Annotated in this window: 22 protein-coding genes, 1 tRNA gene and 1 pseudogene; 10 read left to right on the plus strand and 14 right to left on the minus strand. The window is 67.4% G+C overall.

All coding sequences use genetic code 11. From position 1 onward, the window contains the following. Window positions 1–26: 26 nt before the first annotated feature. Window positions 27–599: a hypothetical protein gene (locus tag DJ73_RS04450; RefSeq protein ID WP_094525266.1), complete on the minus strand. Its 573-nt coding sequence runs from the start codon at window positions 597–599 to the stop codon at window positions 27–29. 76 nt (window positions 600–675) lie between these two features. Between DJ73_RS04450 and DJ73_RS04455 the strand changes: the two genes are divergently transcribed. Then, window positions 676–1,755, plus strand: coding sequence for a tubulin/FtsZ family protein (locus DJ73_RS04455; protein ID WP_094526386.1), 1,080 nt, complete (start codon window positions 676–678; stop codon window positions 1,753–1,755). A gap of 115 nt (window positions 1,756–1,870) precedes the next feature. Beyond that, window positions 1,871–2,569: a phosphoglycerol geranylgeranyltransferase gene (locus DJ73_RS04460; RefSeq protein ID WP_094526387.1), complete on the plus strand. Its 699-nt coding sequence runs from the start codon at window positions 1,871–1,873 to the stop codon at window positions 2,567–2,569. Between the two features lie 32 nt (window positions 2,570–2,601). Here the strand turns inward: DJ73_RS04460 and DJ73_RS04465 are convergent, their stop codons facing one another. Continuing rightward, on the minus strand, window positions 2,602–3,222 hold the full coding sequence (locus DJ73_RS04465; RefSeq protein ID WP_094525263.1) for a riboflavin synthase: 621 nt from the start codon (window positions 3,220–3,222) through the stop codon (window positions 2,602–2,604). A gap of 163 nt (window positions 3,223–3,385) precedes the next feature. Here DJ73_RS04465 and DJ73_RS04470 point away from each other — a divergent pair, with 163 nt between their 5' ends. Further along, window positions 3,386–3,655, plus strand: a complete 270-nt coding sequence (locus DJ73_RS04470; protein WP_094525262.1) for a hypothetical protein — start codon at window positions 3,386–3,388, stop codon at window positions 3,653–3,655. Between the two features lie 13 nt (window positions 3,656–3,668). Here DJ73_RS04470 and DJ73_RS20160 read toward each other — a convergent pair whose 3' ends face one another. From DJ73_RS20160 to DJ73_RS04485, 3 genes are all read right to left on the minus strand, one after another. Next, entirely contained in the window at window positions 3,669–4,757 is a 1,089-nt protein-coding gene (locus DJ73_RS20160) for a BGTF surface domain-containing protein (RefSeq protein WP_176451073.1), read from the minus strand. Between the two features lie 72 nt (window positions 4,758–4,829). Then, the gene (locus tag DJ73_RS04480) at window positions 4,830–6,206 is read right to left on the minus strand and encodes a Xaa-Pro peptidase family protein (protein ID WP_094557387.1); all 1,377 of its coding nucleotides are present in this window, start codon (window positions 6,204–6,206) and stop codon (window positions 4,830–4,832) included. Further along, window positions 6,203–8,047, minus strand: coding sequence for a UvrD-helicase domain-containing protein (locus DJ73_RS04485; protein ID WP_094557388.1), 1,845 nt, complete (start codon window positions 8,045–8,047; stop codon window positions 6,203–6,205). Before DJ73_RS04485 ends, DJ73_RS04480 begins: the two co-directional genes overlap by 4 nt. Window positions 8,048–8,239: 192 nt before the next feature. Between DJ73_RS04485 and DJ73_RS19650 the strand changes: the two genes are divergently transcribed. Beyond that, window positions 8,240–8,386 carry a DUF2080 family transposase-associated protein gene (locus tag DJ73_RS19650; RefSeq protein WP_394338188.1) on the plus strand — a complete coding sequence of 49 codons (147 nt, stop codon included), beginning with the start codon at window positions 8,240–8,242 and terminating at the stop codon, window positions 8,384–8,386. Between the two features lie 3 nt (window positions 8,387–8,389). Beyond that, a complete protein-coding gene (locus DJ73_RS04490; protein WP_094557389.1) occupies window positions 8,390–9,619 on the plus strand; it encodes an RNA-guided endonuclease TnpB family protein in 1,230 nt (409 codons plus the stop codon). Between the two features lie 71 nt (window positions 9,620–9,690). Here DJ73_RS04490 and DJ73_RS20165 read toward each other — a convergent pair whose 3' ends face one another. From DJ73_RS20165 to DJ73_RS04500, 3 genes are all read right to left on the minus strand, one after another. Further along, window positions 9,691–9,849 carry a hypothetical protein gene (locus DJ73_RS20165; RefSeq protein ID WP_008002314.1) on the minus strand — a complete coding sequence of 53 codons (159 nt, stop codon included), beginning with the start codon at window positions 9,847–9,849 and terminating at the stop codon, window positions 9,691–9,693. An 88-nt stretch (window positions 9,850–9,937) separates the two neighbouring features. Next, window positions 9,938–10,120 carry an HVO_0416 family zinc finger protein gene (locus DJ73_RS04495; RefSeq protein WP_092565639.1) on the minus strand — a complete coding sequence of 61 codons (183 nt, stop codon included), beginning with the start codon at window positions 10,118–10,120 and terminating at the stop codon, window positions 9,938–9,940. A gap of 275 nt (window positions 10,121–10,395) precedes the next feature. Beyond that, complete coding sequence (locus DJ73_RS04500; protein ID WP_094525257.1) at window positions 10,396–10,938, minus strand: CDP-2,3-bis-(O-geranylgeranyl)-sn-glycerol synthase; 543 nt, start codon at window positions 10,936–10,938, stop codon at window positions 10,396–10,398. A 210-nt stretch (window positions 10,939–11,148) separates the two neighbouring features. Here DJ73_RS04500 and DJ73_RS04505 point away from each other — a divergent pair, with 210 nt between their 5' ends. Together DJ73_RS04505 and DJ73_RS04510 are read left to right on the plus strand one after the other, a co-directional pair. After that, the gene (locus tag DJ73_RS04505) at window positions 11,149–11,988 is read left to right on the plus strand and encodes a proline dehydrogenase family protein (protein ID WP_094557390.1); all 840 of its coding nucleotides are present in this window, start codon (window positions 11,149–11,151) and stop codon (window positions 11,986–11,988) included. Window positions 11,989–12,095: 107 nt separating this feature from the next. Further along, window positions 12,096–12,800 (plus strand): DUF502 domain-containing protein, encoded by a 705-nt coding sequence (locus tag DJ73_RS04510; RefSeq protein WP_094525255.1) that lies wholly within the window; start codon window positions 12,096–12,098, stop codon window positions 12,798–12,800. Between the two features lie 87 nt (window positions 12,801–12,887). On the opposite strand, the gene DJ73_RS04515 is transcribed toward DJ73_RS04510, so the two are convergent. The 3 genes from DJ73_RS04515 to DJ73_RS04525 form a co-directional block, all read right to left on the minus strand. Beyond that, on the minus strand, window positions 12,888–13,817 hold the full coding sequence (locus DJ73_RS04515; protein WP_094525254.1) for a branched-chain amino acid transaminase: 930 nt from the start codon (window positions 13,815–13,817) through the stop codon (window positions 12,888–12,890). 512 nt (window positions 13,818–14,329) lie between these two features. Continuing rightward, entirely contained in the window at window positions 14,330–15,082 is a 753-nt protein-coding gene (gene ribB, locus DJ73_RS04520) for a 3,4-dihydroxy-2-butanone-4-phosphate synthase (RefSeq protein ID WP_094521895.1), read from the minus strand. Next, window positions 15,082–15,849 carry a DUF120 domain-containing protein gene (locus DJ73_RS04525; RefSeq protein ID WP_094521896.1) on the minus strand — a complete coding sequence of 256 codons (768 nt, stop codon included), beginning with the start codon at window positions 15,847–15,849 and terminating at the stop codon, window positions 15,082–15,084. The genes ribB and DJ73_RS04525 overlap by 1 nt, the downstream gene beginning before the upstream one ends. Before the next feature lie 257 nt (window positions 15,850–16,106). Here DJ73_RS04525 and DJ73_RS04530 point away from each other — a divergent pair. After that, window positions 16,107–16,178, plus strand: a tRNA-Ala gene (locus DJ73_RS04530). A 236-nt stretch (window positions 16,179–16,414) separates the two neighbouring features. On the opposite strand, the gene DJ73_RS19655 is transcribed toward DJ73_RS04530, so the two are convergent. From DJ73_RS19655 to DJ73_RS04545, 3 genes are all read right to left on the minus strand, one after another. Next, window positions 16,415–16,726 carry a hypothetical protein gene (locus DJ73_RS19655; RefSeq protein WP_141212901.1) on the minus strand — a complete coding sequence of 104 codons (312 nt, stop codon included), beginning with the start codon at window positions 16,724–16,726 and terminating at the stop codon, window positions 16,415–16,417. A 142-nt stretch (window positions 16,727–16,868) separates the two neighbouring features. Then, complete coding sequence (locus DJ73_RS04535) at window positions 16,869–17,258, minus strand: hypothetical protein (protein WP_094557391.1); 390 nt, start codon at window positions 17,256–17,258, stop codon at window positions 16,869–16,871. A gap of 845 nt (window positions 17,259–18,103) precedes the next feature. Continuing rightward, window positions 18,104–18,577, minus strand: a complete 474-nt coding sequence (locus tag DJ73_RS04545) for a type IV pilin (protein WP_094557393.1) — start codon at window positions 18,575–18,577, stop codon at window positions 18,104–18,106. Window positions 18,578–18,738: 161 nt separating this feature from the next. Here DJ73_RS04545 and DJ73_RS04550 point away from each other — a divergent pair. Then, window positions 18,739–19,514, plus strand: a pseudogene (locus DJ73_RS04550) (hypothetical protein). A 65-nt stretch (window positions 19,515–19,579) separates the two neighbouring features. Further along, on the plus strand, window positions 19,580–19,714 hold the full coding sequence (locus tag DJ73_RS20830) for a hypothetical protein (RefSeq protein ID WP_254921585.1): 135 nt from the start codon (window positions 19,580–19,582) through the stop codon (window positions 19,712–19,714). Window positions 19,715–19,875 lie beyond the last annotated feature (161 nt).

The raw sequence follows: 19,875 nt of genomic DNA on the forward strand, positions 1-19,875 counted from the left end.
TCCCGGTTCCCGCTCCCCGGTCCAGCTTACAGGGACTCACGGAGCCGGTCCAGCGCCTCGTCCCGCCACGATCCGTCCGCGTCGTCCGACCGCCTCGCGTCGCCCCGTCCCACCCCGCCGTTCCGATCGGCGGCGTCCGACGGGACGGCGGCGTCGAGGGCGTCCTCGCTCGGCACGGCGTCGGCGGTCGCGCCGCCGCTCTGGAGTCGGGTCTCCGTGCCGGCGTCCTCGCCGCGGCTCGCCCTCGCCAGCGCGAGGTCGGCCCGCCGCTCGACCTCGCGGTTGACCGCTCGAATCGATCCGACGTACCCCCGGATCGCCTGCGTGGCGGCCTCCAGCTCCTCGACGCGCGACTCGAGCTCCTCGACGCGCGACTCCAGCGCCTCGCGCTCCGCGGCCGCGGCGGCGCCGTCGCCGAGGTCCGCGACGGCCGCGTCGGACCCGGTCAGGGCTCGCTCGACCGCGCTGAGTCGCTCTCCGAGCCGGTCTCCGCTGCTTCCGTCGCTCGGTCCGCCGGCGCCAGCGGTCTCGTCGCCCTCGGCGGTCGGCCTCTCCCCGCGGCCCGACGTCCGACTTCTCTCGTCGGTGGCGTTCGACATGCTCGCGACTGGCCTCGATTTCGCATTTAAATCTCGGGGGGAAAGCGTAATACTCCGGATCGGTTACCGTTCGATCATGAAGGCAGTCCTCCTCGGCGTCGGGCAGGCGGGCGGGAAGCTCACGACCGCCCTCGCGCAGTTCGACGCCGACGCCGGCTACGGCGCGGTGCTCGACGCGCTCGCGGTCAACACGGCCGCGACGGACCTCGACCCGCTCCCGCTCGACACGGTCCTCGTCGGGCAGTCGCGGGTGAACGGCCACGGCGTCGGCGGCGACAACGAGCTCGGCGCCGAGGTGATGGACGAGGACGCGGTCGAGGTGCTCGACGCGCTCGCGTCGAAGGTGACCGCGGAGGCCGAGGCGCTGTTCGTGGTCGCCGGGCTCGGCGGCGGCACCGGCTCCGGCGGCGCGCCGGTGCTCGTCCGGGAGCTGAGCCGGGTGTACGACGTGCCGGTGTACGCGGTCGGGATCCTCCCCGGTCGCGACGAGGGGGCTATGTACCAAGTGAACGCGGGCCGGTCGCTCAAGACGCTGGTCCGGGAGGCGGACGCGACGATCCTGCTCGACAACGACGCGTGGCGCTCCTCGGGAGAGTCGATGGAGGGCGGTTTCGCGGCGATCAACGAGTCGATGGCGAGACGCGTCGGCCTCCTCCTGGCCGCCGGCGAGTCGGTCGAGGGCGTCGCCGAGTCGGTCGTCGACACCAGCGAGGTAATAAACACGCTGCGGGCCGGGGGGATGGCGGCGGTCGGGTTCGCCTCGGCGCCGGCGGCCGAGGACCCCGAGGAGAACGTCACGACCGTGATGAGCACCGTCAGGAGCGCGGTGATGACCGGGATGTCGCTCCCGAACGCGACCGAGGCCGACGCCGCCCTCGTCGCCGTCGCCGGCGACCCCGACCGCATCTCCCGGAAGGGCGCGGAGAAGGCCCGCAAGTGGCTGCAGGAGGAGACCGGCTCGATGCAGGTGCGGGGCGGCGACTTCCCGCTCGACTCCGACCGGATCGCGGCGCTCGTGCTGCTCGGCGGCGTCGAGCGCTCCCGCCGGGTCGAGGCGTTCCTCGAGCGCGCCCGACAGGCGGTCCGCGACGAGCCGGAGGCGGAGCCGGACCCCGCGGCGGCGTTCGACAACGACGAGCTCGACGACCTCCTCTGAGCGGCGCGTCGGCCGCGTCGGTGCGCCGGACGGAACGACGAGCGGGGCCGCCCGTCCGGGGAGCGGCGGGGCAGGTTCCGCACCTTTTTGGTGCCGCCCGGTGGAGTCGTTTCCGATGAGTAACCCGTGGGACGACTGGGACCACGTGCTGAAGGTCGATCCCGACAAGGAGCTGCGGGACGGCGAGACCTTCGAGGACGTCTGCCGCACCGGCACCGACGCGATCGAGATCGGCGGGACCCTCGACATCACCGCGGAGAAGATGACGCGCGTCGTCGACGCCGCGGCCGAGTACGACGTCCCGCTGTATCAGGAGCCGTCGAACCCGGGCGTCGTCGTCGATTCGCCGGCGCTCGACGGCTACCTGATCCCGACCGTGTTCAACGCCGGCGGGCCCTTCTGGATCACCGGCGCCCACAAGGAGTGGGTCCGGATCGACGAGCTCGACTGGGACCGGACGCACACCGAGGCGTACATCGTCCTCAACCCGGACGCCGCGGTCGCCGAGCTGACGAACGCGAACTGCGACCTCGCGGCCGACGACGTGGGGGCGTACGCGAAGGTCGCCGAGCGGATGTTCGGCCAGGAGATCGTCTACGTCGAGTACTCGGGCACCTTCGGCGACACGGAGAAGGTCTCGGCCGCGCACGACGCGCTCGACGACGCCACGCTCTTTTACGGCGGCGGGATCGGCGACTACGAGTCCGCGAACGAGATGGCCGCCCACAGCGACGTGATCGTCGTCGGCGACCTGCTCCACGACGAGGGCGTCGACGCCGTCCGCGAGACGGTGAAGGGCGCGAAGGACGCCTGAAGCGACCGGTATCGTCTCGCCCCGGACGCCGGCTACCCCGCGTACCCGTCGACCATGTTCTCGACGTACTTCGCGATCACGTCGACCTCCAGGTGGACCGGGTCGCCGACCGACTTCTCCGAGAGCGTCGTGAGCTCGTAGGTCGTCGGGATGATCGCGACGTCGAACTCGCCGTCGCGCTTCTCGGCGACCGTCAGCGAGATGCCGTCGAGCGTCACCGACCCCTTGTCGACGAGGTAGTCCGCGTGGCCCTCGGGGATCGCGAACGCGAACCGCCAGTCCTCGCCGACGCGCTCGATCCCCGTCACCTCGGCGACGGTGTCGACGTGGCCCTGCACGACGTGGCCGTCGAACCGGCCGTCGGCGGGCATCGCGCGTTCGACGTTGACCGCGTCGCCCTCGCCGACGTCGCCGAGGTACGTCTTCGCGACCGTCTCGCTCGCGAGAAACACCTCGAACCAGTCGCCGCCGGCGTCCGACCCCTCGTCGCGGACCGCGTACTCCTCGACCGTGAGACAGACGCCGCTGACGCTTATCGACTGGCCGTGGTGGAGGTCGTCGAACCCGTCGACGCCGATCCGAAGTCGGAGCCCGTCCGCGGTCTCGGTCCGGTCGCGGACCGTGCCGGTGTCCTCGACGATGCCGGTGAACATACCCGATCTGGGCGCGCGCGACACATATCGGTTCGGTGTTCGGGGCGGCTCGCGCTCCGGGACGGCCGGCGGTTCGACGCGACCGGGCGCCGTGCCGCCGTCGGCGGCGCCCGAGCGACCGCCGCCGCGTCGCTTTTGAACGCCGGGCGCGAATCGGGGGTCAATGAACCTTGGCCTGATGGATATGATCGGGCTGGCGGCGTCGCTCGTCTTCGCGCTGCCGCTCGCGAACTACGCCGTCATCCGGCTGGCCGCCGGCGAGATCGCGCTCGGCGCCGGACTGCTCGTCGTCGCCGTCGCGATGGTCGTGCTCCCGCAGTACTTCCTCGACCCGGCCCGGATCCTCCGCGGGCTGGTCTCGGGACTGCTCCCTCGACAGCTCCGGGGGGAAGACGACGCCGCCGGCTCCGAGGGCGATTCGATCGAGAAGTAGCTCGGTCCGGCTTTCACTCCCGCCGCCGGGCCGCGAGCGTGACGGCGAGAACCGCGAGCCCGCCGGCGACGACTCCGAACCCGGGCGTCTCGAGGTCGAGGCCGCCGCTCCCCTCGACGCCGACCTCCTCGTCGACGATGAGCACCTCGCGGGAGTCCGACTCGTTGACCGCCTCGTTCCCGCGGACGGTCAGCGTCGCGCGGTCGCCGTGGCTCGTCCGGCTCAGGTCGAACGTCGCGCTCGCCGTGCCGTTCTCGACGGACGCCTCCTCCGTCATGAGGAAGGCCGGGCTCGCGTCTCCGGCCGAGCGGATCCGGAGGTTCACGGTCTCGCCGTCGTCGACCGCCACCGGCACGCTCACCTCGCTCTCCGCCGGAGCGACGACGATGTCGGCCGCTTCGACGTCCGCCTCGGTGACCGTGGCAGGCTCGGCCGATCCGCCATCGCTTCCGTCTGCGTCGTCTGCGTCGTCTGCGTCGTCTCCGTCGCTCCCGTCTGCGTCGTCTCCGTCGCTTCCGTCTGCGTCGTCTCCGTCGCTTCCGTCTGCGTCGTCTCCGTCGCTTCCGTCGTTTTCGCCCTCCCCGCCCGTTGCGTCTTCGACGACGAGGGTACCGACGTCGACGGTGTCGCCGCCGACGAGCACCTCCGCGTCGTAGCTACCGGGAGCGATCTCCTCGCTGAGGGAGGTCTCGTAGTCGGTCTCGACTTCGGCGCCGCCGTCGGCCGTCAGCGTGGCGCCGCCCCCGCCGGTTCGGGCGTGGTCGAAGACGAGGGTCGTGACGCCGTCGCCGTCCGGCGTCACGGTGGCGCGGAGCTCGTACCCGGCCTCCTCTTCGCCGCCGACAACGACCTCGAACGCGTCGACGCCGTCGGTTTCGACGGGAATCTCGGCGGTTCCGTCCTCGCCCACGGTGACGACGTCCGCGTCGAGGTCGGCGGTTCCGTCGGCGGCGACGGCTCCGGTCCCGGCGACGACGACGCCGACGAGCGCGAACGCGGCGACCAGAAGCGTCACCGCGGTCGGGAGTCTCTTCCTCGCGATACGCCGCACCGACTCGGAGCCGGCAGTCTCGCCGGTTCTGATGGAGGGATCGGATCGCATGCGTCTCGGCGTTCGACCGGCGGCCGAAAAGTGGCGCCGGTAGCTCAAACAGCGGTCGTAGCTATCCGCCGCTCACCCGCGCTTCTCCGGCACGATCCCGAACGGGTACTCCGCCAGGATCTCGTACCCGTCGTCGGTGACGACGACGAGGTCCTCCAGCCTGACGCCGCCGACGTCCGGCCCGTAGACGCCGGGCTCGACCGTCACGACGTGGCCCGGCCGCAGCTCGCCGGCGCCGGTCAGCGACGGCGACTCGTGGAGGCTCACGCCAACGCCGTGGCCCGTGCCGTGCGTGAACCCCGTCTCCCCCTCGCCGGCGTTCGGGTCGAAGCCGTAGGCGGCCAGCTCGGCGGCCGCCTCGCCGTGGACGGTCTTCGCCGGGACGCCCGGCTCGACCTCCGCGAGCGCGGTCTCGCGCGCCGACTCGACCGCGACGTACGCGCGGCGCTCCCAGCCGCCGTCCCCGTCGACGACGAACGTCCGGGTCATGTCGCCGTAGTAGCCGTCGGGCCCCCGCGGCGAGATATCGAGGAGGACAGTCTCGCCCGGTCGGACGGGCTCGTCGCCGACGTAGTGGAGGTCCGCGGCCGACGGGCCGGCGCCGATCACGGTGTTGCCCGCGTCCCGGACGCCCCGCGCGGCGAGGGCCGCGTTCACCTCTCGGCGGAGCCGCTCGGTCGTCAGGGGGGCGCCCTCCCAGCGGAGGACCGGTCTCCCCGCCTCGTCCTCGCCGGCCTCGCCGTCCGCCAGCACGGTCTCGGCACGCGCCATCCCCGCGGCCGTCGCGCGCTGGGCGCGGCGGAGGCGGTCCAGCTCGGCGTCGGTCTTCCGCGCCCGCGCCGCCGTCACCGCGTCGGTCGACGAAAGCTCGTTGCCGGCGCGTTCGAGGTAGACGGCGGCGTCGTGAGGGACAGACGACGGGACGAGGAGGGTGTGGTCGGTGTCCGATCCGTCGACCAACTCGGCGACCGCCGCGGCCGCGCGCTCCCCGGCGTGGTCGCCGACGTTCTCGGTCCGCACCTCGCGGGCGACGCCGTCGTGGGCATTGGTCTCGTCGCCGGGGTCCTCGCCGTCGCCGGGATCGTCGTCCTCGCCGTCGCCCCGAGCCCTCGCGCCGGCGACGAACTCGCGCCGGGCCTGCTCGTCGAACAGGGCGGGGGCACAGCAGACGGCGCGGCCGACGTCGGCCCCGTTTTCCCGGTCGTCGCCGCTCGCGCCGTCCGGGACCACGACCAGCGCGTACGGCCGATCCGGTCCCGAAAATCGGGTGAGGTACCGGAGGTCGTCGTCGAAGCGGTCGCCGACCGCGACGAACGCGTCGGCACCGGTGGCCTCGACCGCCTCGACGACCGGAGCGAGATCGGTGCGGAGGGGTCGGAGCGCGTGAGTGGTTCCGGCGGACGCGTCGTCGCTTTCCGCGTCGTCGCCCTCGTCTCCCCCGTCGCTCACGGCTCCGGTTCGGGGACCGCCAGCTCGGCCTGGACCTCCTCGATGAGCTCTTCGGGGGTCTCGTCGCGGAGCTCGTTGAACAGGAGGACGCTGATCGGAAGCGTCGGCGCCCCGCTTATCAGGCTCTCCATGATGACGAGCCGTTCGCGGGCGCGGGACATCCCGACGTAGAACACCCGACGTTCGTTGTCGGTGAGGACGGGGACGGGGCTCGTCGCCTTCGTGAACTCGTCGACGCCCTCGACGTCGGTCGGGTCGTCGATGGAGGCCGCCATCTGCTCGACGACCTTCTCGGTGAGGTCGGTCGCGACGAACACGTGGTCGGCCTCGCGGCCCTTCGCGGAGTGGATGGTGCCGACGCGGACGCGGGTCGGGTCCATTCCCCCGTAGTCGCCGTCGAAGTACGCGCCCATCGACTTCCGCTGGAAGCTCGTCACCTTCCGGACCATGTCGTCGGCGCTCGCGGTGTCCGGCATGAACGGGATGTGCTCGTCGAGCTCGTCGGCTGTCACCTCGATCAGCGAGACGTCGTCGGCGTCGGCGGCCTCCTCGCGGTCGTCGAGGAAGTCGTAGAACTCGTCGCGGTCGTGGGTCCCGAACGCGGAGTCCTGGAGCATGTCGGCGAGCCGCCGGGCCTCCAGCCCGTTGACGGGATCGCCCGCCTCGGACTTCTCGATGGCGCTGACGTAGTCCTGCACGCGGTCGGTCCACATCCGCCCGTCGGTGAGCATCGTGAACGGGATCCCGTGGTCGATGAACTCGTCGATGAAGTCGAACATCTGGTACCGGGCGCGGAACAGGCACATCACGTCGCCCTCGTCGTCCTCGACCGTGTACCGGACGTTCCGGACGAGCTCGATCATCGACGGCGACTGGATCGCCTCGACGGTGCCGCCCTCCTTGCGCGGGTGGAGGTCCTTCTCCTGGCGCTTGTCGATGTGGCGGATCTCCGCGTTGACGACGTTGAGGATCTCGGAGGGGAGCCGGTAGGAGTTCGGGAGGACGACGTCCTCGTCGACGTCGGTGTCGAGGAGGAGGTCGGGGTCGGCGCCCTGCCACGCGTAGACGACCTGGTCGTCGTCGCCGGCGATGAGCACCTTCTTCATGTGCGGCCGCCACTCCTGAAAGACGTTGTACTGCAGCGTCGTGATGTCCTGGAACTCGTCGATGATCAGGTAGTCGACGCTGGGGACGAGCGACCGCTGCGCGACCCGTTCGAGCATGTCCGCGAAGCCGACGAGGTCGTTGTCGCCCTTGTAGGTCCGCCACGCGCGGATCGTCTCGGGGATGTCGATCCGGTCGTCGTCGGAGGGCCACGTCGGCGTGTACTTGTTCCCCTGCTGGGCGTTGGGGTCCTCCTCGGGCGGGAGCCGGACCTCCTCGACGTTCCACTGGAATGGCACGTCGTACCAGTCGGCGACGTCGCGCTCGGTGCGCTGGAGCCACTGCGAGGTGGCGATGATCTTGTTCCCGATCGTCGTCGACCGGGCGGTCCGGCGGCCGGCGCCGCCGTGCTGGTCCTCGAACTCGATGCCGTACTCCTCACAGAACGCCTCCTTGTCGTCCTCGCCGACGACGTCGCCGCGGGAGAGGTCCAACAGCTCGTACGCCTTCGCGTGCATGGTGCTGACGTTCCCCTGGAGGCTGCGCGGGGAGACGTCGAGCCGCTCCGCGAGGCGCTCGCGGATCTCGGCGGCGGCCGCGCGCGTGTACGAGACGACGAGCACGTCGCGGACGTCGGCGTCGCCGTCCTCGAGGATCCCCTCGACGCGATCCAGTAGCGCCGTGGTCTTCCCGCTGCCCGGACCGCCGAACAGTCGCGTCACCGTGGGCTCGGTCATTGTGTATCCCTGATCCCGGTTCTCCTTAACGCTTTTTCAAGCGCTAAGTCCTCTTCCTCAAAGAGAACGCAGGGAGAAGCCTGAGTAGCGCAGTGGAAGGATACAGCGCCGTCGTTGTTTCTAAATACTCTACAACGACCGATCCACAGCCGCCCGTCATCTTTATGTATATATAATGTATATACATTGGTGATGGATAGATTTGAAATCGAAGGCGAGGAAGTGCTTGACGGCACTGCAAAACCGTCTGGTAATAGTGCCCACGTCATCGTTCCCAAACGCTGGCGTGGGGCCGACGTGAAGGTCGTCCGCGTCTCTGACCCCGACTCAGACCAGTAGGCCATGCAGTACAACTACAAGTATCGACTCGACCCGTCAGAAGCCCTCCACCAGGAACTCTGCTACCATGTCGATACCTGTAGGCAACTGTACAACCATGTCCTCTACCTGCTCAACGACGCAGACGACATTCCTGCACGCTACGAGGTGCAGGGACGACTCCCCGATCTCAAATCGTGGTGGGACGACCTCGAAGACGTTCACTCGAAAGTGTTGCAGATGATCGTCAAGCGTGTCTACGACAACCTCTCCACGCTCAAAACACAGAAAGAGAACGGACGCGCTGTGGGGATGCTCAAGTGGAAACCTCCCCGGGAGTATCGGTCGCTTACCTACAACCAGTCCGGCTTCGAACTCAAGAATACGAGTGGTCGGTCCGTGCTGTGGTTGAGCAAAATCGGCGAGATTCCAATTCGCCTCCATCGAGACATCCCTGAGAACGCGATCATCAAACAGGTCACCATCAAACGGGAGCCAACGGGGGAGTGGTACGCTACGTTCGGTATCGACGTGGACGAAGACTCCCCCAACAAACCGGAGACGCCCGCGAAGGTCGTCGGTATCGATGTGGGGATTATCAAGTACGCCCACGACACCGATGGGTACGCCATCGAGAGTCCTGACTTCAGCGAGGAGCGCAACCGACTCGAACGCGCCCAACGCGACCTCTCCCGAAAGGAATACGGCTCGAACAACTGGGAGAAACAGCGAAAGGTCGTAGCCGAACGCCACGCTGACCTGAAGCGGAAGCGACGAGACTTCCTCCACAAGTTGTCGAACTACTACGCCACCGAGTACGATTTGGTGGCGGTCGAGGACTTGGACGCAAAGGGACTGCTTGAACTTCCCGGCAACTCTCGCAATCGAGCGGGAGCTGCGTGGGGGACATTCCCACGGATGCTCGAGTACAAGTGCGAGCGCGAGGGAACGCATTTCGTTGCGGTTGACCCGAAAAACACAACAAAAATATGCGCGTCCTGCGGTGTCAAGACAGACAAACCGCTGTGGGTTCGTGAACAATCGTGTCCCGCGTGTGGGTTCGAGGCGGATAGGGACGCGAATGCGGCGTGGAACATCCTTTCTCGTGGTCTCGAAGATTTAGGAGTGGGACACTCCGAAGTAACGCCTGTTGAGACTGCGCTCCCTGTGGATACACCCGTATCTGCAAAGCGCGTCGTGGAAACAGGAAGCCCAACCCTCAAGCAGCGACCGGCGTTAGCCGTGAGCGAGTAGGGTGGGGTAGTTCACACGCCGTGGCTCGGCGTCGCTCCCGTCGAAACGCTACGATCCCGTCGACTGATAGGTCAGTTGCTTCGCGTCGCGCGCGCTTCCCGAACGTCGGCGCCGTCGCGGACGAGGTCCTCGCAGGCCGGGCAGACGCGGGGACGGTCGACCTCGTTCGGGGTGAACACCCGAACGTAATCGGTCGTGACGAACGAACCGCAGTTCTGGCAGGTCGGCATGGTCGTCACTATCGATTGATGACACATAATACTGCCGCCGAGTGCAACCGAAAGAAAACCGCTCACCGCCCGTGCGCCGTCGTCGGCGTCAGGTCGGGCGCCAGTCGCAGACGTCACACCGCGCCGTTCCCTCGGGGTGGAGCGCACCACACTCCGGACACTGAAGCTTGTTATAGGATCGCTCCCAGCGTACGATCTCGGTCTCGTGGCCGCGATCGGACAGGAACTCGTCGAGCACGTCGTCGTCCGAACTGGGTGCACTACTAGACATGCATGCTAGTCAATGGCACGCGAGTATATATATTTTCTCGTGGTTCTCACTGAACCGTCATATCGACCACGAACGATCGGTTATCTCGTCCGAAGGTGTTCGTGTCCCTACATCAGCGCGTCGCGCCGCGGCTCGTGTGAACTATTCTCACCTCTCGCATTCTCACCTCTCGCTCTCCGAACGGCGCGCGCCGGTGACGGGTGCGGTCGTTCGCAGTCGGGGGCGAGGGTGCGGTCGTTCGCAGTCGGGCGGTCCCGACGGCCCGGCCGCCCCGCCTACCAGGGCTCGTTCTTCAGCCCGAGGAGGTAGGCGCCGACGTTCGTGACCACGTGGAGGACGGGCGTCATCACGAGGACGGCCGCCAGGACCCCGGGCGTGAACGTCGCCAGCGCCCAGTCGGTGTCGACGACGAAGACGGCCAGCAGCGCCCCGGCGACGAAGTCGAGCTGGTCCAGCCCGGGGAACGCCGCGCCGCGTTCGCGCCCCGAGCGTCGCTTGAGAAAGGAGGCGCCGATGTCGCCGCACATCGCGCCGAACGCGAGCGCGACCGCCGCGGGGAGCGCGAACGTCGGGAGCTCGACCCCGAGGGCGGCGCTCGCGGGGTCGTTGAGCGCGTTGAGCGCCAGCGCGAGGACGACCCCCACGAGGGTGCCGACCGCCGTGCCGCGCCACGTCTTCCCGTCGCCGAGCAGGCGCGCCCCGCGCCACTCCCGACCGCCGTCGATGGGACGGCCGCCGCCGGCGAGCACCGCGGCGTTGTTGGGCACGTACGCGGGCACCATCGCCCAGAACGCCGTCGCGACGAGCGAACCGATCATACTCGGTCCACTCCTGTCGTCGATTTATAAACCACGATCCGTCTCGCCCGGCGGTCCTCGCGGGCGATCTCTCGGGCGGTTACGCGGGCGATCTCTCGAGCGGTTACGCGGGCGAACTCGTGTGCGGTCGCGCGGCCACGACACCGGTCGACGGTCACCGAGACCGCCCGTTTCGACAACAGTGAAGTCGTCGCCGCCCTCATAGCCGGTATGATCCCTCCGATCGCGCGCCGCTTCGTCGCCGGCGAGAGCGTCCCGGAAGTCCTCGACCACGTCCGGGCGTGTAACGAGGACGGCGTCGCCGTCGTCGTCAACCTGCTCGGCGAGCACTACGACGACCCCGCCGACGCCCGCGCCGACGTCGACGCCTACCTCGGACTGATCGACGACATCGCCGACAGCGGCCTCGACGCCCGCGTCTCGGTGAAGCCCTCCCAGATCGGGCTCGAGGTCTCCGCCGATCTGTTCGAGGAGCACTACCGCGAGATCGTCGCTCGCGCCCACGAGCTCGACGCCTTCGTCTGGTGCGACATGGAGGACGCCGACACCACCGACGCCACCCTCGACGCCTTCGAATCGATCGCCGCCGACTACCCGTGGAGCGTCGGCCAGTGCGTCCAGTCCAACCTCAGGCGCACCCGGGAGGACCTCGACCGCCTCGTCGACGTCCCAGGCGAGATCCGGCTCGTGAAGGGGGCGTACGACGAGCCGGCGTCGGTCGCGTACACGGAGAAGTCGCGGGTCGACGAGGCGTACCGCGAGGACCTCCGCTTCCTCTTCGAGCGCCGGGACCGGGGCGTCGCCGTCGGCAGCCACGACCCCGCGATGATCTCGCTGGCCGACCGGCTCGCACGCGACCACGGCACCGACTACGAGGTGCAGATGCTGATGGGGGTCCGGGAGGACGCCCAGCGCGACCTCGCCGCGCAGGGCGTCGACGTGGTCCAGTACGAGCCGTACGGCGACAAGTGGCTCTCCTACTTCTACCGGCGCGTCCGCGAGCGCCGGGAGAACCTGACGTTCGCGCTGCGCGCCGTCGCGGGTCGGTGAGTCCGTCGTCCGGCGCATTCGCGGTCGACGTGCTCGTCGACCCCCCGCTCGCCGAGCGGTCCGGTAGAAGCCCTCTTAAGGGTCGACGCCGCATACCAACGCGATAGATGTCCACGTGGAAACGCGACTTCGCCAGCGGGCTCATCGTGTTGGCGCCCCTCCTAGTCCTCCTCCTCGTCATTCAGTGGATCTACCGCTACATCGCCTCGATCCCCCTCATCGAGGGACTCCAGCCCGCGATCATCCCCGGCCCGCTGGAGCCGATCTCCCGCGTGATCATCGCGCTCGCGGTGTTCGCGACCGTCGTCCTCGCGGTCGGCTACTTCATGCGGACGACGTTCGGACGGATCGCGGAGTCCGCCGTCGACGGCGCCATCAACCGGATCCCGGCGCTACGCGTCGTCTACAACGCCTCCAAGCTCGCGATCGAGACGGCCGTCTCCGGGACGGACGAGCTCCAGAGCCCGGTGTACATCGAGACGTGGCCGGGGATCCGCATGACGGCGTTCCGGACCGGCAAGAAGACTCGCGACGGGAAGATCGTCTTGTTCATGCCGACGGCGCCGAACATCACCACCGGCTTCGTCATCGAGGTCGAACCCGAGCGCATCGAGGAGACCGGCGAGACCGTCGAGGAGGGGATGACCCGCGTCCTCTCGGCCGGCTTCGCCGAGTCCGCGCATCAAGTCCCCGTTCATGAGGAGGCGCCTCCCGACGACGGCCCCGGTCGCCCGGGCGGCGTCGGCGGCGTCCGCACCGACGGCACACCCGGAGAGTCGGAGCGCCCCTCGACGGACGGCGGCAACGACTGAGCGCGCCGGAAGTCGCGTGAGAGAAGGGGGCACGGCGCGCGGCGCGAGGCAACCCGACGCACCGCGGAGCGTCCGAGACCGCGTCGCCTACAGGTACGTGAACCAGTCGTCGTGGTCGTCGGTCCGCCGCTCGACGAGGTCGAAGAACGCCTGCTGCAGCTCCTCGGTGACCGGGCCGCGGGTGCCCGCGCCGATCTCGGTGTCGTCGACGGAGCGGATCGGGGTGACCTCGGCGGCGGAGCCGGTGAAGAACAGCTCGTCGGCGGTGTACAGCTGGCCGCGGGAGATGACGGCCTCGTCGTGGACCTCGTAGCCGCGTTCCTCCGCCAGTTCGATGACGGTGTCGCGGGTGATCCCCTCGAGGATGGACTGCGCCGGCCCGGTGGTGTAGATCTCGCCGTCGTTCACCATGAACACGTTCTCGCCCGGGCCCTCGGCGACGTTCCCCTCCTTGTTCAGGACGATGGCCTCGACGTAGCCGTTCCGGCGGGCCTCCTCGCCCGCGAGCATGGAGTTGACGTAGAGGCCGGTGGTCTTCACGTTCGTCGGCACCTGCGAGGAGGCGTGCTTCCGCCACGAGGAGACCATCACGTCGACGCCCTCCTCGAGGGCCTCCTCGCCGAGGTACGCGCCCCACGGCCAGGCCGCGAGCACGAGGTCGGTCGGGCAGTCCTTCGGCGAGACGCCGAGGGAGTCGTAGCCGTAGTAGGCGATCGGGCGGATGTACGCGGAGTCGAGGTCCTGCCGGTCGAGGAGTTCGAGGGTCGCGTCGGTGATCTCCTCGCGCGAGTGCTCGACCTCCATGTCGTACATCTTCGCGGAGTCGAACAGTCGGTCGAGGTGCTCCTCCCACCGGAACACCGCCGGTCCGCGCTCGGTGTCGTAACAGCGGACGCCCTCGAACACGCCGCTCCCGTAGTGGAGCGCGTGGGTCAGAACGTGGGTCGTCGCGTCCTCCCAGTCGAGGAACTCCCCGTTCTTCCAGATCGTGTCGACGTCCATCTCGTCGAATCCCATAATCTGTGGTTGCGGCCGTCGGTCTTAAATCTGCGACATGCGGAGGACGCGACGACGACGGCCGAACTACCGCCGGAGTCCTCGCTGCTCGGTTATCCGCAGTCGCTGACGGATCGTCGGCGAATCACTCCAAAGCCCCAGCCGGTCGGGTATAAACGGTTGATACCGGGTCGGCGGTGAATCACTCCAAAGCCCCAGCCGGGAGGCGGGCGCACGCTCGCTGCGCTCCTCAGTCGCTCGTTTCACTCGCTCCCTACGGTGCTTCCGTCGCCTGCGCCCGCCTCCCGGCTGCCCCTTTGCGTCCACCCGACCGCAACCGCACCGCACCTCACGCCTCCCCAGCCTCGGCGGACGGCCCGGCGCGGCTCCGCCCGCGCCGGACCGCCGCCTCCCTCGCACGCGCTCCTCGTGGCCGCCTTCGGCGACCACTCGAAGGCGCGCAGGGCGAGAGCAAAGCTCTCGCTTGCAGCCGGCGGCAGAGCCGCCGGCGACGCCGACGGCACCGCGTTCGGTTATTTAAACGCCTCGACGAGGGCCGCGCCCTCGACGTACGGGATCCCGCGGCGGCGGGCGTACGCCTCGGCGTCCGCGGGCGCCAGCGCGGTGCCGGTCTCGTCGTCGAGCATCTCGCAGACCACGGCGGCGGGCGCGGAACCGACCGCCTCGGCCATCGCGAGCCCGAGCTCCGTGTGGCCGGTCCGGCCGCCGAGCCCGTCGCGGTCGCCGCGGAGCACGTGGACGTGGCCGGGCGCGCGGAACTCCGCCGCGAAGTCCTCCGGGGCGTATCCCGCGGGGTCGGCGTCGACGGCGGCGGCCGCGCCCGCGAGCTCGACGATGGTCCGCGCGCGGTCCTCGTCCGTGATCCCGGTGAACGTCTCGCGGTGGTTCACCGGGAGCGAGAAGGAGGAGCGGTCGTCGTAGTCGGGGTCGTCGTCGACCGCGGGGTGATCGAGCGCGTCGGCGAGGAACGGGAGCCCGAACGCGTCCGCGACGGGGTCCGCCACCGCGACGCAGATCAGCCCGCCGGCGTCGTTGCGCATGTGCGCGACGGCGGCCTCGTCGACGGCGCCGGCCGGGTAGACGATGTCCGTCTCGCCCTCCCGGTCGGCGAAGTCGTGGACGCAGACGGGGTCGCCGGCGCGGAAGGCGTCGAGCGCGCGCTCGACCGACTCGGCCGCGTCGGTCGGCTCCCCGTCGGCGGTCACTCCGGCCTCGGCTTCGGGGGCGACCTCCGCGTCGCCGTCGGCGTCGACGTCGGCGCGCATCAGGCCACCTCCGTCTCGGGGGCGTCGGATTCGTCGTCGTCGCTCTCGCCGGGGTCGTCCGCCCGGCTCGTCGCGGCCACCCGGACCTCGATCTCGTCGCCGTCGTCCAGGTCGAGCGCGTCGCGGAGCCGCTCCGGGGCGATCAGCTCCAGTTGGTCGTCGTCGTGGTGGGTCCGATCGGGGACGATCGCGTGGACCTCCTCGTAGCGCTCGTCGCCGGCGACGAGGGTGACGCCGTAACACGAGGCCGCGCCGTAGGTGCGGTCCTCGTCCTCCCACGCGTCGATGGGGACCGCGTCGATGCCGGCCATCTCGCCGCGGCGCCGGACGCTCTCCTCGGTCAGGTCGACGTTGAGCGTGCCCGGGAACGGCTCGTAGCCGAGGCGCTCGCGGAACTGCTCGGCGTAGCCGGGCAGGGTGATGTAGTGGCGCCCCTCGCCCATCCCGCCGGTGACGGCGCCGCGGAGGACGAGCTCGACGTCGGTCTCGAACAGCCGGCGGTAGTCGGCGTACTCGGCGCGGAGGGCCGCCTCGCCCGCGTCGGTGACGCGCACCCACTGGCCGTCGCCGACCACGTCGCGCTCGATGTACCCCGCGGACTCGAGGGTCTGCAGCCGCCGGGAGGCCGTCTGCGTCGAGGCGTCGAGGCGGTCGCCCAGCGCCGCGCACGACACCTTCGTCTCGGTCAGGCCGCCGACGAGCCCGACGTGTTTCAGGGCCGCGATCGCGGCCGGGTCGGGGTCCGTCGTCGCCGTCGCTTCTGCCATAGTCGAACCTCGGTCGCCCGCACGCAAAAGAGTAACGAATATGGGATGCGTCCCAAAAACGTTAAACAGGTTTAGGTTCGCTATCGGGAGCGAACAGGGGACCGTTTCGACTGTATCTCGGGCAGGCGACTACCTAGTTCCGTCGGTATCGGCGGTGCTCGTCGCGAGCTGCGACCGCCGCCGTCGCCTGCGAACCACCCGCGTGCGGGTCGTCGAAAGGTAAGGTACAAATACGAACGGCGATTGGTTCCGGGTGCGGGCTCGTAGATCAGCGGCAGATCGCTTCCTTCGCAAGGAAGAGGCCCGGGGTTCAAATCCCCGCGAGTCCACTCCTTCACTCACTTCGTTCGTTCAGTCGTTCCCTCGCGTGGTCCCGTTCGCTGACGCTCACGGGACCCCCGCGAGTCCGCATTTTTGTTGTGAGCGACGGCGTTCGCGATCCGGATCCAATTTAATTCTCTGTGAGATGGGCGTGCTGTATTCAGCATGCTTTCCGTGAATTGTTACTAGTTGAGGGGTTTCAACAAAATCTTAGTAGTACGACGCGACGTGTGTATAAAATATTTCACGTGGCTATTTTATAAAAGAACCAGCCGTATAGCAAAAAGAAGGTTGCAAGTGTTAAAACGGCAAAAAAGGCAAAAGTGGGTTTCAGACTGAAATCTAAAATGGCTATCGTAGAAAGGAATCCGGTCGCAGTGAGTAGGAAAATCATTAGAACAAGACGCTTAGCTGATTCTTCTATTTCTTTGGCTGGTGTGTTGCCCTCTGCATCATCCAAATAGAATCGAAAACTCAAGAAAACGACCGGTAGGAGTAGCGCTGTGGCTTGAACAAGTGTGAGAGCCACAGCGTCGACTTCAGAGTAATCAGCCATTAATATCTAATATGTGAATGCATTCAAATATAAATCTGTGTTCGGTAACCCCATAGACCGTGGTGACAACAGATTAAATTTTCAACAGAGCCAGATCGATCCAAAGAGAACTACACCAAAACTGGGAATATTCAATTTGCAGTCAAACCGACTGAATGTGCGCCTCGCTTGAATGATTCCGATAATGTGTCTTACCGGGATTCGTCCAGTTTTTAATCTCTAGTTCCCCCGCAAGAATGCTCCGCGACGACACCACCGCAATCTTGCGTCCCTCAGCTCGATACCACACAAGCACGTAGCCGCCGTCCTCGCGACCGAGCGTCCGGTGCTGATCCTCCCAGAACTTGAGCGTCGGCCGGACGCCATTCGTCATCGATCCCTTCACGTCCCACGACCGACCGTCTTCCTCGTCGGTCGCATCGAACTTGAGCCCGCCAACCTCGGGATAGTCAAGCTCGATCGGATAGTTGTCGGCCGCCCACGTCTCGGCGATTTTTCCGTAGTAGCCGACGATGGCGGGGTCGTAACTCATCGGTCGATCTTTTTGGGTTGCGGTTGGCACTCGAGATCTCCTCACGAGTCGAACGTCGATCGACCGAATCCGGTCGTGATCCACCCGCGCGGATCTCCTTGTCGATCGCCTCCTGTCGCTTCAAGTTGTCAGCGAGAGTGATTATTCTGGTGACCGCAACGGCGCCGCCGAGGATCGTGGCGGCCGTCGTTAAGACGAGGCCGATCCCGAGCTTGGGATTGAAGATGTGCTTGACGACGGCGAGATCCCAGCGAACAGCGCATGCACGTCCAGCGACTCGACCGCGGTGTGTACGTCGTCCGCGCGGTCGCCGATGGAACGATTCCTAATCTCCCAGAGGGAATCCGATGAAACCCGCTGGAAGGGGGTTCTCGACGCGACCCCGTGGGGTTCGACGTAGATGTATTCACGATCCGCGATCTATGCACTTCGCCGTGAACTATGGGCGCGAAAGGTGCATCAAATCAAACGAGCTTTCGACCCGATCGGCGCAGTCCCTCGTCGTCGATACTGAGAGTATAAGAACAAAATCGCGTCAGTCGAGATCGACGGGTTCGGGACCCCCATGCATACAGAGGGTTATGAATGACTCGTCGAACTAGCCTCAAGATCACCGACGAACGCGAGCGTCAGCTTGAAAAGGCGAGAGAGGTCGTCGCGAGCGGTCCCAACGACAACCCACCGATGAGCGTGGTCATTGACGCCGTGCTCGCCTACCTGGTGGAGAGTGAAGAGAACATTCGGAACGCTCGTGACGAGTACGACCCAGTGACTATTCAGGAAGTGTGTAACACATCAGCAATTGGACTCGAATACCGAACGCGGATAAAAAGTCGGTGGCGAAATTAGGGACTTGTGTAGTCCGTTGTACTGGAGTTCCCAATATTGATCGGTGAGGCCAGTTCCTCAGTCCGATCAAGAATGATGGAATCACTGGGCGTGTGAATGATCCGTACCCGAACATCAGTGGTGTTGGATCCTCCATTAACACTCGCTTCGACAGAATCGCCTACAGTGAGTGCAGGTGAAACTGTTCCCTCATTACTCTCCGTTCCCGACGCATTGCTAACAATTACCTCTAAGCTATCGGAATCAATCCGATCTCCTCCGTTGTGCTCAATCGTAACGGTGTCTGTGTCCGTGTCGAAACTCACGTCAAGTTGCGCCGTCGGCTGACTATCTCCGAGCGAGTCACCCAGACCGAGCACGAACGTCCCGATGACGGCGGCCAGGATCACGGTGATTGCGACCATGAGGATGACTCCGATAACGGGACTCACCGCACGGTCGTCCGAGTTGAACAGGTTGCTTGGTTTCATAGTTTGAACCCAGCGGTCCACCGACGAAACGGCCGTTCCGTTCCGATCGGTTGCTGGTTACTCTCCGATTAACCGTACCCCCTTATGTACTTACTGGCATAAATATCAGAGGCGAAAATTAGCTCCACACGGTCAACTACGTTGACCTGTAAGCGATCCGTATGGAACCCACGGCCCGGTCCCTCGCCCGGACGTACAGCGATCGCGTCTATCCGGACCCGTGGGAGAAGGTCCTCGACTACCGCCGCGTTCGCGAGTACGCCGCCGAGCACCCGAGCGCCGGCCGGGTGCGCGTCGGCAACGCCCTCGACCTCCCGAACGAGCGCGTCAGGGGATGGCTCGAAGGCACGGTCCCCGACCCGGTCCGAGCGATCGACGCGGCGATCGACCGCGGCTGGCTCGATCCGGACCCCGAGGGCGAGGCGGCCGCCGCGCTCGTCGCGCTGATCGCGCACGTCCTCGCCGGCGGGAGCGTCTCCGCCGAGAGCTACGTCCCCGCGGTGACACCGGGCGAGCGGGTCGACGCCGCGGAGATCCGCCGCGCCTTCGAGCGCGTCGACGTCGAGACGACGCGCCGGAACGCCGACGCCGCCGGCCGCGCGACCGAGGTCGTCCCCACCCGCGACGGGACGGTCCTCGGTCGGTGCCTCGTCACGGCGGGCGTGCCGACCGGCGCGAAGACGTCGCTCGACCGGCTCCCGTCGGTCGTGTGGGAGGTGCCGCGCCCGGTCCGGCGGTCGTTCGCGCGGACCTACGTCCGCCACCGCGGGCTGAACTACGCGGGCAAGTCGACGACCCGGATTCAGGTCGACCGGCCGGGCTCCTCGTCGCGGACCTGCGGGACCTGCTCGCGGCCGTGCTCGACGGGCGCGTCACCGCGTCCGACGCCGGGATCACCGTCTCGGCCGACGCCGCGCGGGAGCTCGGCGTGGAGTAGCGCCGGCCGCCGTCGGTCCCGTTTTGTTGAAAGCGATTAAATACTCTCGGCGAATCGGTCCGGATATGGGCGTCTCAGAGATACTCGAGGGAAAGAACCTCTCGCATCGCCAGATGGGTGCGATCATGATCGGCTGGCTGGTGCTGGTCACCGTCGTCTCCGTCGGGCTGCTGCTGTACACGTCGTTCAACTTCGCGTAGCGCGCGGTCGACGAGTCCGGCGGACGCGTCCCATTTTTGTCGGTCGTCGCCGTCGGTGCTCGGTATGGTTCGCAACGGCGATGCGCACGACCGGGGGGAATCGGACGCGAGCGGCGAGCGCGGCGGTTCGGACGCCGACGCCGCGACCGACGGCGGCACCG

Origin of the sequence: Halorubrum sp. Ea1 (assembly GCF_002252965.1) — an archaeon.
Taxonomy (GTDB): domain Archaea; phylum Halobacteriota; class Halobacteria; order Halobacteriales; family Haloferacaceae; genus Halorubrum.